Annotated in this window: 16 protein-coding genes; 15 read left to right on the plus strand and 1 reads right to left on the minus strand. The window is 47.8% G+C overall.

Features of this window, described 5'->3' with window-relative positions; all coding sequences use genetic code 11:
• Nucleotides 1–330: 330 nt before the first annotated feature.
• The 12 genes from ACQ4M5_RS38595 to ACQ4M5_RS38650 all read left to right on the plus strand — a co-directional run bounded on the left by ACQ4M5_RS38595 (nt 331) and on the right by ACQ4M5_RS38650 (nt 10,591).
• Nucleotides 331–2,115: a phosphodiester glycosidase family protein gene (locus tag ACQ4M5_RS38595; protein ID WP_430681097.1), complete on the plus strand. Its 1,785-nt coding sequence runs from the start codon at nt 331–333 to the stop codon at nt 2,113–2,115.
• A 162-nt stretch (nt 2,116–2,277) separates the two neighbouring features.
• A complete protein-coding gene (locus ACQ4M5_RS38600; protein WP_430681098.1) occupies nt 2,278–2,688 on the plus strand; it encodes a phosphomannose isomerase type II C-terminal cupin domain in 411 nt (136 codons plus the stop codon).
• 107 nt (nt 2,689–2,795) lie between these two features.
• The gene (locus ACQ4M5_RS38605; protein ID WP_430681099.1) at nt 2,796–3,128 is read left to right on the plus strand and encodes a HesB/IscA family protein; all 333 of its coding nucleotides are present in this window, start codon (nt 2,796–2,798) and stop codon (nt 3,126–3,128) included.
• A 133-nt stretch (nt 3,129–3,261) separates the two neighbouring features.
• Nucleotides 3,262–3,648, plus strand: coding sequence for a 30S ribosomal protein S12 (gene rpsL / locus ACQ4M5_RS38610; RefSeq protein ID WP_058999992.1), 387 nt, complete (start codon nt 3,262–3,264; stop codon nt 3,646–3,648).
• Between the two features lie 180 nt (nt 3,649–3,828).
• The gene (rpsG, locus tag ACQ4M5_RS38615; RefSeq protein WP_430681100.1) at nt 3,829–4,299 is read left to right on the plus strand and encodes a 30S ribosomal protein S7; all 471 of its coding nucleotides are present in this window, start codon (nt 3,829–3,831) and stop codon (nt 4,297–4,299) included.
• Between the two features lie 67 nt (nt 4,300–4,366).
• On the plus strand, nt 4,367–6,505 hold the full coding sequence (fusA, locus tag ACQ4M5_RS38620; RefSeq protein ID WP_430681101.1) for an elongation factor G: 2,139 nt from the start codon (nt 4,367–4,369) through the stop codon (nt 6,503–6,505).
• Between the two features lie 22 nt (nt 6,506–6,527).
• Nucleotides 6,528–7,757 carry an elongation factor Tu gene (gene tuf, locus ACQ4M5_RS38625; RefSeq protein ID WP_430681102.1) on the plus strand — a complete coding sequence of 410 codons (1,230 nt, stop codon included), beginning with the start codon at nt 6,528–6,530 and terminating at the stop codon, nt 7,755–7,757.
• A 142-nt stretch (nt 7,758–7,899) separates the two neighbouring features.
• Nucleotides 7,900–9,003: a YcjF family protein gene (locus tag ACQ4M5_RS38630; RefSeq protein WP_430681103.1), complete on the plus strand. Its 1,104-nt coding sequence runs from the start codon at nt 7,900–7,902 to the stop codon at nt 9,001–9,003.
• 128 nt (nt 9,004–9,131) lie between these two features.
• Nucleotides 9,132–9,407, plus strand: coding sequence for a hypothetical protein (locus ACQ4M5_RS38635; RefSeq protein WP_430681104.1), 276 nt, complete (start codon nt 9,132–9,134; stop codon nt 9,405–9,407).
• Nucleotides 9,404–9,775, plus strand: coding sequence for a clan AA aspartic protease (locus tag ACQ4M5_RS38640; protein WP_430681105.1), 372 nt, complete (start codon nt 9,404–9,406; stop codon nt 9,773–9,775). Before ACQ4M5_RS38635 ends, ACQ4M5_RS38640 begins: the two co-directional genes overlap by 4 nt.
• Before the next feature lie 189 nt (nt 9,776–9,964).
• Nucleotides 9,965–10,177: a hypothetical protein gene (locus ACQ4M5_RS38645; RefSeq protein WP_430681106.1), complete on the plus strand. Its 213-nt coding sequence runs from the start codon at nt 9,965–9,967 to the stop codon at nt 10,175–10,177.
• 6 nt (nt 10,178–10,183) lie between these two features.
• Nucleotides 10,184–10,591: a hypothetical protein gene (locus ACQ4M5_RS38650; RefSeq protein ID WP_430681107.1), complete on the plus strand. Its 408-nt coding sequence runs from the start codon at nt 10,184–10,186 to the stop codon at nt 10,589–10,591.
• 14 nt (nt 10,592–10,605) lie between these two features.
• Here the strand turns inward: ACQ4M5_RS38650 and ACQ4M5_RS38655 are convergent, their stop codons facing one another.
• Nucleotides 10,606–10,812 carry a hypothetical protein gene (locus tag ACQ4M5_RS38655; RefSeq protein ID WP_430681108.1) on the minus strand — a complete coding sequence of 69 codons (207 nt, stop codon included), beginning with the start codon at nt 10,810–10,812 and terminating at the stop codon, nt 10,606–10,608.
• 145 nt (nt 10,813–10,957) lie between these two features.
• Between ACQ4M5_RS38655 and rpsJ the strand changes: the two genes are divergently transcribed.
• From rpsJ to ACQ4M5_RS38670, 3 genes are all read left to right on the plus strand, one after another.
• A complete protein-coding gene (gene rpsJ / locus ACQ4M5_RS38660; RefSeq protein WP_017288044.1) occupies nt 10,958–11,275 on the plus strand; it encodes a 30S ribosomal protein S10 in 318 nt (105 codons plus the stop codon).
• Nucleotides 11,276–11,377: 102 nt separating this feature from the next.
• Nucleotides 11,378–12,025 (plus strand): LON peptidase substrate-binding domain-containing protein, encoded by a 648-nt coding sequence (locus tag ACQ4M5_RS38665; RefSeq protein ID WP_430681109.1) that lies wholly within the window; start codon nt 11,378–11,380, stop codon nt 12,023–12,025.
• Between the two features lie 41 nt (nt 12,026–12,066).
• Complete coding sequence (locus tag ACQ4M5_RS38670; protein WP_430681110.1) at nt 12,067–12,738, plus strand: nucleotidyltransferase domain-containing protein; 672 nt, start codon at nt 12,067–12,069, stop codon at nt 12,736–12,738.
• Nucleotides 12,739–12,799: the final 61 nt, after the last annotated feature.

Raw genomic sequence — 12,799 nt, forward strand, 5'->3', positions numbered from 1 at the left:
TTTGCCCTCGATCGCTTCAGGTTTAACAGAGTTTCACAGCCCCGCGTGATGATCGGGAGATCTAGCTTAACTGAATTTTTACAAAGCCTGGGATAAGAATATTATAGAAAATTTTGCGCCCTGGCAATCCCTGTAATAGTGCGAGGATTGATCGGATATTTACAGACCTTAACTCCGATGAGACTTGCTTTCTAGCGACTGGGGCGGGCAAGAACGTGCAACACTGAGAAGTTAGGATTTCTTGATAGTTTTAGATTCGTCAATCGAGATTTGGCGACGCAGTAAAATAACCTGCGGCAATTACGGATTCTCTTCGTGAATTTTTGTCAGATGGCTTCTCTTCGATTCGGTTTCTACCTACTTACGTTTTGGTCAATTTCATTTCCTGCTTTTGCAGATGCTCCTGCGGCACTAAACTTTAATCTCGCTCAACAAACGCCACCTCCTAGACCTGCTCCGTTAAATTTCAATTCCCCGCTTGTTCAAGGAACCCAAATTATTTTGAACGGACAGACTTTTAGCGGGAATTGGAGCCAGTGGCAGGTCAATGGCGTAACTCGAATCGGACTAAGTGATGCGGTCTTGACGCAGCGATTTGGAGCAGATTTACTAAGTACAAATGATGCAAGTCGCCAGCCGATTCAGTGGTTTTCTGAAGCGGTTTTTCCGACTCGATTAGCTCCACCGCTACGTTATTTGGATGTGACAGAGTTTGCTCAAAGAAACGGCTGGCAGATTCAGATTAGCGGGAATACGCTACAGATTACGACCCCGATCGCGAATTTGACTGTCATCCAACAAGAACAGTCTGCACCAAATGTCGATCGCATTACGATTTCGCTCGATCGACCTATTACTTGGCAAGCTGATCCACAACTCAATGAGCTTGTTTTAACCCTTGATGCTCAGGTGGATCAGAATCAGTTAGGAAAATTCAAGCCAACTCCCGCAAGTCGAATTCGATCGCTAACAGTTCAACCTAGCGGAAATCGAACGATAGTCAGGATTGGCGTTCCGCTGAGTTTACGATCGCGAATTACAACCGCATCAAGTCCCGATCGCATCACGATCGAAGTCGGTTCAAATTTCCTCAGCGATCGCGATATTCTATGGGCGAATGGCTTGTTTTGGAGACAGCGATCGCTCTCAGTTGGCACGAACCAATTCCCGATCGTTTGGCTCGAAGCAAATCCCCGCCAAGTTAGCATTCGCCCAATTTTACCCAATTCCGCAACCTTGACCGGAACACTGCCTTTATTCACAACGGCTCAACAATCTTTGGCGACCGCTGCAATTAACGGCGGCTATTTCAATCGCAATAATCAATTACCGCTTGGCGCAATCAAAAGCGATAACCGCTTTGCATCCGGTCCGATTCTGAGTCGAGGTGTCGTCGGTTGGGATGCAGCGGGAAATTGGAGATTCGATCGCTTAACTCTCCAAGAAACTGTCACACTCTCTACTGGTCAACGGTTCCCTCTAACCACGCTGAATTCTGCCTTTGTTCAAGCTGGAATCGCTCGATATACCGCTGATTGGGGCAGTACTTATACGACTCTGACCGATAACGAAATTCTTCTTCCTGTTCAGAATAATCAAACTGGCACACAGCAAGCCGTTCCAACAGCAGGCACAACGATTCAAATTCCGACAACTGGATATTTATTAGTTTTTCGATCGAATCGTACTGCCGCTGCCGCTTTCACTCCAGCAATTCCCGTTCAACTCGAAAGTGCCTTCAATCTCCCAGATTTAGCCGCATTCCCAAACTTGATTGGGGGTGGACCTCTTTTAATCCGAAATGGTCAAATCGTTCTGGATGGGCGCTTGGAGCAATTTAGTACGGCGTTTATTCAAGAGAGAGCGGCTCGAAGTGCGATCGGACAAACCGCAGACGGCAGAATCCTAATTGTCACTGCACAAAATAATACTTCCGGTGTTGGCGCGTCCTTGAGCGACATGGCACAAATTATGCAGCAATTAGGAGCAGTTAACGCCTTGAATCTAGACGGTGGAAGTTCGACCACGCTTTATTTAGGCGGGCAACTACTCGATCGACCCGCTCGATCGGCAGCACGAGTCCATAACGGCATCGGAATTTTCCTTCAGCCGTAAAAACTGATACCACTTCTTCACGGATTTCGCAATTCAAATCAAGACTTCGTGAAATCTTAAGAAATTGTCCACTATAAACGAGCGCGACTTGGATAGGTTTGTTAGTCTTTTTGGTTGGGAGTTCCATTCGCGAAATTCTATTAGTTATTGAGGAGAGAAACTGTGGCTCAGGCTCAAGAAAAAACTCAAACTCCAGCCCTAGTGCTGTCTCCGACCCCAGTTAGGGCGGCGGCAACAGAACTTCGTCCCTGGGGTTCGTTCACAATTCTCGAAGAAGGTCGCGGCTACAAAATCAAACGGATCGAGGTCAAACCCGGTCATCGTCTCAGTTTACAAATGCACCACCACCGCAGCGAACACTGGATCGTCGTGTCTGGAACGGCGAAGGTCGAATGCGGTGATGCTCAGATTACACTTGGCAGCAATCAGTCTACCTATGTTCCTCAGTGCACAGCACACCGTTTAGAAAATCCTGGTGTGATTCCTCTGGTGCTGATTGAAGTTCAGAACGGCGAATATCTCGGCGAAGACGACATCGTAAGATTCCAAGACGACTATTCCCGCGCAAACTAAATATTGAATTTAATCCTTGAATCGGGGCAGTTCTGTAGGATTGCCTCGATTTGTTTTTGGAATCTGCGATCGCGATACGATGAAAAACGCGAATTTCCACGTTTAATATGATCCAATTAAGCCCGTCTGCGATCGCAGAAATCCACCGCCTTCACAAACGCCATCCCGATTCATCCGCCTTTTTCCGTCTCCAAATCGAACCCGGCGGCTGTCAGGGATTTTCTTACATCACCAAATTTGAAACCGAATTAAATTCGAGCGATCGCATCCAACAGTGTCACGGCATCCAAATCGCGATCGATCCTCATAGCGCTCAGTACTTAGAGAATTTAACGATCGACTTCTCTGAAGACTTAATGGGCGGCAGTTTCCGCTTCCACAATCCAAACGCCAAAAAAAGTTGTGATTGTGGTGTCTCATTCTCCGTCAACGAGAGCTAGAATAAGTAGGCTTTACATCCGAAGATCGATCGACTTGTCAGACCATTTGACAGGGGTATCGATCCATTGGTATGTTTAGTGATCGTTGAAAGTCGGAGCAGTTCAAAGACTGCATTCTCCCATACATTAGAAAATGCCCACCATCCAGCAACTCATCCGTAGTGAGCGCAATAAAGCTAAGAAGAAAACCAAATCCCCGGCTCTGAAGAGTTGCCCTCAGCGTCGTGGAGTTTGCACACGGGTTTATACCACTACGCCGAAAAAACCGAACTCTGCTCTTCGTAAGGTGGCGCGGGTTCGCCTCACTTCAGGCTTTGAAGTGACAGCTTACATTCCCGGCATCGGTCACAACTTACAAGAACACTCCGTTGTGATGATTCGGGGCGGACGGGTAAAGGATTTACCTGGTGTCCGTTACCACATCATTCGTGGAACCCTTGACACGGCTGGCGTAAAAGACCGCAAACAAGGTCGCTCCAAGTACGGTGCAAAACGTCCGAAACCCGCAGCGGCGAAATAAACCGTTGCTCGTTAGAATTAATTTGCCAAATGAACCTCGTCGCTCAAGAATTTGAGTCAATGAGGTTCGTTTGTTAGCGATCGAAGCTATTTTTAGAGCCTTTTCTCACGACACTCTTTTGAATTCCACGATCGCGCTCTGATTGTCTCCATTTACTGTTCTTTCTTTCTAAGGCTAATTATGTCTCGTCGCGTCGTCATCAAAAAGCGTCCCATTCCCCCCGACTCTGTTCATAACTCCCGCCTCGTCACCATGATGGTGCGGCGGATTATGTCGAGTGGCAAAAAATCTCTGGCAACCCGTATCGTTTACGATGCGTTTGAAATCATCAAAGAGCGCACTGGTTCTGATCCGCTGGAGACTTTTGAGCGGGCAGTCAAGAATGCGACTCCTTTGGTTGAAGTCAAAGCGCGTCGAGTCGGTGGCGCAACCTACCAAGTGCCGATGGAAGTCCGTACCGATCGTGGAATTGCCCTGGCGTTGAGATGGTTAATCCAGTTTTCTCGCTCTCGTGCAGGCAAGTCGATGTCCTCCAAATTGGCAAACGAATTGATGGATGCTGCCAACGAAACGGGAAGCGCGATCCGGAAGCGCGAAGAAACGCACCGGATGGCAGAAGCCAATAAAGCATTCGCACACTATCGGTATTAAAAAGTATAGAATCTTAATAGACGCAGTAGTGTGATTTAACCCTTTCACAGATGCTAAGGAGGTAGCTGTGGCTCGTACCGTCCCGCTCGAAAGAGTAAGAAATATCGGGATCGCCGCGCATATTGATGCGGGCAAGACAACAACAACTGAACGGATTCTATTTTACTCCGGCATCGTCCATAAGATTGGCGAAGTGCATGAGGGGACAGCCACAACGGACTGGATGGAACAAGAGCGGGAGCGGGGCATTACGATCACCGCTGCTGCAATTAGTACTCAATGGACTCGTCGCGATGCAGACAAGCCGAACCAGCCCGGTGAAGGCGAACTCGAACACAAAATCAATATCATCGACACTCCAGGGCACGTAGACTTCACGATCGAAGTTGAGCGCTCAATGCGAGTTCTCGACGGTGTGATCGCGGTGTTCTGTTCCGTCGGTGGCGTTCAGCCTCAATCGGAAACCGTGTGGAAGCAAGCGAACCGTTACAACGTTCCTCGCATGGTGTTCGTCAACAAGATGGACAGAACTGGCGCGGACTTCTTCAAGGTTTACGGTCAAATTCGCGATCGTCTAAACGTCAAATACGCTGTTCCGATTCAAATCCCAATCGGTGCTGAGGATCAATTCAAAGGCATCATTGACTTGGTTCGGATGAAAGCGTACATCCACAAAGACGATTTAGGTCGCGAAATCGAAGTCACCGATATTCCTGAAGATCTGAAGGAAAAGGCTGACGAATTCCGCACGATTCTGATCGAATCCGTTGCAGAAACCGACGAAGCTTTGCTTGAGAAGTACTTTGCAGGTGAAGAAATCACCGAAGAAGAAATCAAAGCAGCAATTCGGAAAGGCACGATCGAAGGAATCGATGGAGAATTCTTTGTTCCTCTGCTCTGCGGTTCTGCCTTCAAAAACAAAGGCGTTCAGCAAATGCTCGATGCGGTCTTGGATTATCTTCCTTCTCCGAATGACATTCCGCCGATTCAAGGAACCATGCCGGATGGCAGCCTTCAAGCTCGTCCGCCGAAAGATGATGCACCTTTGGCTGCACTCGCTTTCAAAGTGATGACTGATAAATTTGTCGGTCGCTTAACCTTTGTTCGCGTTTACTCTGGTGTGCTTTCAAAAGGTAGCTACATCTACAACTCGACGAAAGGTAAGAAAGAGCGCGTTTCGCGTCTAATCATCTTGAAAGCAGATGAGCGGATCGACGTAGACGAACTCAGAGCAGGCGACTTGGGAGCAATTCCTGGATTGTCTGATACCTTGACGGGTGATACCCTTTGTCCTGAAGGCGACAGCATTGTACTTGAATCGCTGTTTATTCCTGAGCCTGTGATCTCGGTTGCAGTTGAACCGAAGACCAAAAGCGACATGGAAAAACTATCCAAAGCGCTCAAGGCACTGTCCGAGGAAGATCCGACTTTCCGCGTCAGCATTGATCAAGAAACCAACCAAACTGTGATCGCCGGAATGGGCGAATTGCACTTGGAAATCTTGGTCGATCGAATGCTTCGCGAATTCAAAGTCGAAGCAAACGTTGGCGCACCTCAAGTCGCTTACCGTGAAACGATTCGTAAAGCCGTCAAAGCTGAAGGCAAATTTGTCCGTCAGAGTGGTGGTAAAGGTCAGTATGGTCACGTTGTGATCCAGCTTGAACCAGGCGAAGTCGGTACAGGATTTGAGTTTGTCTCGAAGATCGTGGGTGGTACAGTTCCGAAAGAATACGTCGGACCTGCTGAAGCAGGCATGAAAGAAGCTTGCGAAAGCGGTATCGTTGCGGGCTACCCATTGATCGATGTGAAAGCCACACTCGTCGATGGTTCGTACCACGATGTAGACTCTTCTGAAATGGCGTTTAAGATTGCTGGATCGATGGCGATCAAGGATGGCGTAATGAAAGCCAACCCGGTACTCTTAGAACCGATGATGAAGGTCGAAGTCGAAGTGCCAGAAGACTTTCTTGGCAGTGTTATGGGGAACCTGATCTCGAAACGTGGGCAAATTGAAGCTCAAGGAGTCGAGAGAGGGATCGCCAAAGTCACCACCAAGGTTCCACTGGCAGAAATGTTTGGATATGCTACGGATATCCGATCGATGACTCAGGGACGCGGTACTTTTACAATGGAATTCAGCCATTACGAAGAAGTACCCAAGAACGTCGCTGAAACCATCATTGCGAAAAACAAAGGGAACGGTTAATTCAGGAGAGGAATTGTAATTCATGGCACGCGCAAAGTTTGAACGGAATAAACCCCACGTCAACATTGGCACGATCGGTCACGTTGACCACGGCAAGACAACGCTCACGGCTGCAATCACGATGACCCTTTCAGCTCTGGGTCAAGCGGCAGCCCGGAAGTATGAAGACATCGACGCAGCTCCGGAAGAAAAAGCACGGGGTATCACGATCAACACCGCTCACGTGGAGTACGAAACCGAGTCCCGGCACTATGCTCACGTGGACTGTCCTGGACACGCTGACTATGTGAAGAACATGATCACGGGTGCAGCTCAGATGGACGGCGCGATTTTGGTGGTATCGGCGGCTGACGGTCCCATGCCCCAAACTCGTGAACACATCCTCTTGGCTCGTCAGGTGGGCGTTCCCCGTCTGGTTGTCTTCATGAACAAGAAAGACATGGTGGATGACGAAGAACTGCTCGAACTCGTTGAATTGGAAATTCGCGAACTGTTGGATTCTTACGAATTCCCTGGCGATGAGATTCCAGTCACGGCAGGTTCTGCACTCCAAGCGGTTGAAGTCATGACCGCAAATCCTAAAACCAAGAAGGGCGAAAACGAGTGGGTTGACTGCATCTACAAGCTGATGGATTCGGTTGACGAATACATCCCGACTCCTGAGCGTGATGTTGACAAGCCGTTCTTGATGGCAGTTGAAGACGTGTTTTCGATCACGGGTCGGGGTACGGTTGCAACGGGTCGGATTGAGCGGGGTGAAGTCAAGGTTCAGGACGAAGTTGAACTCGTCGGTATCCGTGACACTCGTAAGAGCACCGTCACCGGAATCGAGATGTTCAAGAAGAGTCTCGACAAGGGTATGGCAGGAGACAACGCTGGTATCTTGCTTCGGGGTATTCAAAAGGCTGATATTGAGCGTGGCATGGTGCTGGCTAAACCCGGTTCGATCAAGCCTCACACTCAATTCGAGTCTGAAGTGTACATCCTGAAGAAAGAAGAAGGCGGTCGTCACACTCCGTTCTTCCCTGGCTACCGTCCTCAGTTCTATGTGCGTACAACCGACGTAACTGGAACCATCAGCAACTTCACGACTGACGAAGGCGGCGAAGCTGAAATGGTAATGCCCGGAGACCGGATCAAGATGACTGTGGAGCTGATCAACCCGATCGCAATCGAACAAGGAATGCGCTTTGCAATCCGTGAAGGCGGTCGTACCGTTGGTGCAGGTGTGGTCTCGAAGATCCTCAAGTAAGTGTTTAGCTAATTGAAATGAAGCCCTCGGTGGAGCAATCTACTGAGGGCTTTGTTTTTTATGTCGCCTCTCATTTCACTGGCGGGAACAATTCAGATAGCAAAATGCCCTTGCTGAGATTAGCCTGTAGGAGATGAGAGAGATGACGACAGTAACAGAGAATTTTAATCTTGCTGATGTAGTAAGAGATGCTCTACGTGATGCTCTAAAGGAACGCGGTCATGTCAACATTCTGATTGCAGGTCGCAGTGGCGTTGGAAAAAGTACGCTAATCAACTCGATTTTTCAAGGTAATCTAGCAACTACTGGTCAAGGTCGCCCAGTTACACAGAATACGAGAGAAATCAAAAAAGAAGGAGTGCCGCTTTCTATTTTTGATACTCGTGGTCTGGAAATGGCAGACTTTTCTAAAACTGTTGGTGATGTACGCTCATTTGTCTCCGAACGCTCCAGAGGTGCTGATCCACAACAGCACATTCACATGGCTTGGGTCTGCATTGCTGAGGATCTACGCCGTGTTGAGCCAGCAGAAGAGGAATTGGTTAATATGCTTTCGGAGTATATGCCTGTCGTTGTAGTAATTACCAAAGCTAGAACCGACGGTGGTTTTCGGGCAGAGGTTCAACAGATTCTCCCAAATGCGAAAAATGTGATTCGTGTTCGAGCCGTTCAAGAAGAACTAGATGAAGGCTTTGTTCTCCCCCCAATGAATCTGCGTGAGCTTGTAGAGTTGACGATGCAAGTTGTTCCAGAAGGTTTAAAGAGAGCTTTCACGGCTGCTCAGAAAGTAGATATTGGTTTGAAGAAAAAACACTCTCATGCGATCGTAGCCGGAGCAGCAGCTACAGCAGCAGGCATAGCGGCAACACCCATTCCATTTTCTGACGCTGTTGCTATTGTTCCGATCCAGGTCGCAATGCTTGCTGGCATCCCTGCAACTTTTGGTTTGTCAATTGACGAAAGCTTTCTCACTACAGTTGTGGGAAGTATCTTGACTGGAGCAGGCGGAACATTGGCAGGACGAGCAATTATGTCTGGTCTGCTTAAGTTTATTCCAGGCGTTGGTTCCGTGACCGGGGGTGCTCTTGCAGCAACGACAGCAGCGGCGCTTACAACAGCATTTGGTGAAGCTTACATTGCCGCACTGGAAATGTTATTTACAGACGGTGAAGGTGAGCCACCGACATCTGAGGAAGTTGCAGAAGCTTTCATGCAGAAGTATTCAATGATGGCGGTTGCGAAATGATCTCTTGATACATCAATCAGCCTACATCCGCTTTAGGCTTAAGTAGTGTAAGTGGAGTAGGCTGGTTCAATGTCGTAGGATGCCTTGGAGATAAAATAGGGGGATACAGTTGAAACGAGGTCAAGCCGATGGCAGTTCGACAACCCCGCTATCCCAAAGAAGAATACGCTCGTCGTGGGAATGAGATTTACGAGACTCAGGTGCGATCGCAAGTAGAAGAAGGCAATCATGGCAAGATTGTAGCGATCGACATCGAAACTGGAGCCTTTGAAGTCGATGACACGCCGATAGTTGCAGTCGATCGACTTTATGAGCGCTATCCTGATGCCCAGCCTTGGGTGATTCGCATCGGACATCGAGCAGTCTTCCGTATGGGGAGCCGCAGTCTGAGGAAGCCTGTATGATGTTTGGCAGGGTTAATGATAATTGTGAAGCAATCATCAAAATTGCAGTCGGTCGTATTAGTTCACCCAAAATCGCCGTTGATGCGGTCATTGATACCGGATTCACTAGCTTTTTGTCTTTACCACTTTCCATCATCACAGATTTAGGTTTGCCTTGGCATTACCGCGATGTCGGAACCTTGGGAGATGGGAGCGAAGTTGTTTTTGAACTGTACAAGGCTTCAGTGATTTGGGATGGACAGAGCCAAATGATTGATGTTGTTGCTTCTGACGCAGAACCATTAGTCCGAATGAACTTACTGTATGGCTACGATGTGTGCATTCGGGCAGTGGGAGGTGGTAGCGTCACCATCAAGCCTATTGAGTAGCTTCAAGTCTCTCCGTTAGACCACATCTTTTGAAACTCCCTTAAACGTTGAATTCTCGTCAAAAGGTCTTTAATACTGGACTGTTCTGATTAACGTTCCATCGATCGCTACGAGAGATTCTGTTCCAGATCTAATACAAAGCAATAGAGTAGGCTGTAGGTGTGACTTCTTGAGAAGAGGGCTGTAATCATGACTCTAGCTGAAGTACTTCCTGCGGCGCGGCAACTCTCCGCAGCCGAAAAGCTCAAACTGATCCGAATTCTGGCTGAGGATCTAGATATGGCTGAGGAAATTGCGCCATTGGAGCCGTTCAAAGCCTATGATTTTCCAACCCCTTACGACTGTTACGGTGCGGGTGCGGTTCTGATGGAAGCTTTCAAACAGTCAAAGGCAGAGCAGTAGTACTGTATGCGATTCAAGTATTCAACCACTAGCCCAGCCCAAAACGAGTTTGATAGCTTGCCGAGACTTCCATTATTGCTATATCGAGAAGATCAGAGCATTGAAGCGGTTGGGCTGGTGGATAGCGGCGCTACGGTTAACGTCTTGCCTTATGAACTTGGGCTTCAATTAGGCGAGGTTTGGGACGATCGTAGAGCCGTTATTCGATTAGCAGGTAATCTCAATGGTCAAGCAGCAATGCCATTTTCTGCGATCGCTCAAATCGGAGAGTTTCCATCGACCGAACTACTATTTGCATGGACAAAGCGCCCAACCACACCATTCATTCTAGGTCAGACGAACTTTTTTCTTGAATTTGGTGTTTGTTTTTATCGCTCTAAGATGGAGTTTGAAGTCAAACAGAAAGATTCGTAATCAATACGCGACGTTCACGCCTTCCCCAATAATCGAAAGATAGCTTCGCGGCTGACAGGCTTAGTCGTTTCGCTTTCTTTGATCGCTCTTTCCATCGCAATATCTTCGATGATCTCTGCTAACAGGTCAGAAATTTCTTGGCGATTTTCTTGGAGTAATTCGACGATCGCGCTTTTCAAAACGGCTTTGAGTTGATTTGAATCGAGTCTCATTTCAGACATTCTAATTTCCTTTCATAGCGCTATCGATATTGTAGTTCAGATGATTTCTTGCAAAAGATCGAGCCTGCAACGGTTTTAGCGCTACAATAATTGACTGGCGCACAAAGCGCACCCCACCGAACCATTGACAACTTGGGAACATAACATGGCAACGATTCAACAGCAAAAAATTCGCATTCGCCTCAAAGCTTTCGATCGACGGTTACTTGATACATCCTGCGAAAAGATCGTCGATACCGCAAACCGTACTAATGCTACTGCGATCGGTCCGATTCCGCTCCCGACTCGCCGCCGAATCTATTGCGTTCTGCGCTCTCCCCACGTTGATAAAGACTCGCGTGAGCATTTTGAAACTCGGACACATCATCGCTTGATCGATATCTATCAGCCTTCTTCTAAGACGATCGATGCCTTGATGAAGCTTGATCTTCCCGCTGGTGTTGATATCGAAGTGAAACTGTAAGATTTGAAGGATGCGATCGCATCCTTTATTTTTTAATTTGGATACATCTCTTAACAGTAGATCCGTTAAAGTAGAGGAAAGCACCCTCATCGTTTGCAGAGAATGACTTCATCGATCGCGGTTCGAGAACTCCCCCTATTCCCTTTGCCCGACCTCGTTTTATTTCCAGGTCGCCCCTTGCCGTTGCACATCTTCGAGTTTCGCTATCGAATGATGATGAACACGATATTGGATGGCGATCGACGGTTTGGCGTGTTGATGTGGGATCAAGAGAAAGGGCAGCCTGCGCCTGTTGGGTGTTGTGCCGAGATTGTACAGTTTCAAAGGTTGCCTGACGATCGAATGAAGGTTCTGACATTAGGACAGCAGCGTTTTCGAGTGTTGGAATATACCCGCGAGAAGCCTTATCGAGTCGGTTTAGTTGAGTGGATCGAAGATCATCCGCCGACTCAAGATCTAAGACCGTTGGCGAAAGATGTGAATCAGCTTCTTTACGACGTGGTGAGACTTTCGGAAAAGCTGTCTGGTCAGGATATTGAATTGCCTGAAGAGATTCCGAGTCTGCCGACTGAGCTTTCTTACTGGATTGCGAGTAATTTGCACAATGTGCCGGACGAGCAACAAGCACTTTTAGAATTACAGGACACTCAAGCGCGACTAGAACGAGAATCTGAGATTTTGACCTCAACTCGAAACCATCTCGCAGCGCGAACAGTTCTCAAGGACACCTTAAAGGATGTTGCAGAATAGTTAGGGTTCACTCGCTCTACCTCCAAAACCTTTAGCGTTTTATGAGCAACCAACCGTATACGCTCGTCTACTTTACCGAGCATCCTAAAATCAATCAGATTATTCAGGGTGTTATCGGCGTTTTTGAAAAAGCTTTTTTAGGACGAATTCGAGGCTACTATCTGCAAGGCAGCTTTGCAAGTCAGAGCGCAGTGACAAATAGCGATCTCGATCTGTACGTCATTTTCAAAGAGCGTTTCGATAGCCAAGTAGAAGCCATGACAGCAATGGCATTGTGCCAATCATGTGCTCAAATCAGTCCAGTGCTTTTAGAAATCAAGCCCGGACCTGAACTAGCATTGCATCAGGCTGAAAATGCAGGAATTGCCTTAAATTTCAAGTATTCAACGCAGTTTCTTTATGGTGAGGATATTCGCGATCGCATTCCGACTCCAACTTCTGATGAATGGGTGCGGTGGGTAATGAAAGCGCCTCAGACCGCCTTAAGGGTCACCCGATCAGCAGAGGTTCTTATCTTTCCGCTCAGTCAGCCAGATGATCAAGCAGAGTTTTACGGGTACGATCGCCAAACGATTCCTGGTTCAGATTGGATCGATCGCCCTAGCAGTAAGTGGCTGATTACAACTGTGGGATGGATTGCAACTGCCCTAGTGCAAGAAAGCGGAAATAATTCTTCAGTTCTGGGGGCAGGCTTTAACTTTCCAGTAGCGTGAGAAGGTTAATTCCAATTGATCCTGTCATGCCAACCCCAAAAGCCAGTGTGATTGTACTTAG

Source organism: Leptolyngbya sp. AN10 (assembly GCF_050565645.1).
In the GTDB taxonomy this organism is placed as follows: Bacteria; Cyanobacteriota; Cyanobacteriia; order Leptolyngbyales; family Leptolyngbyaceae; genus Leptolyngbya.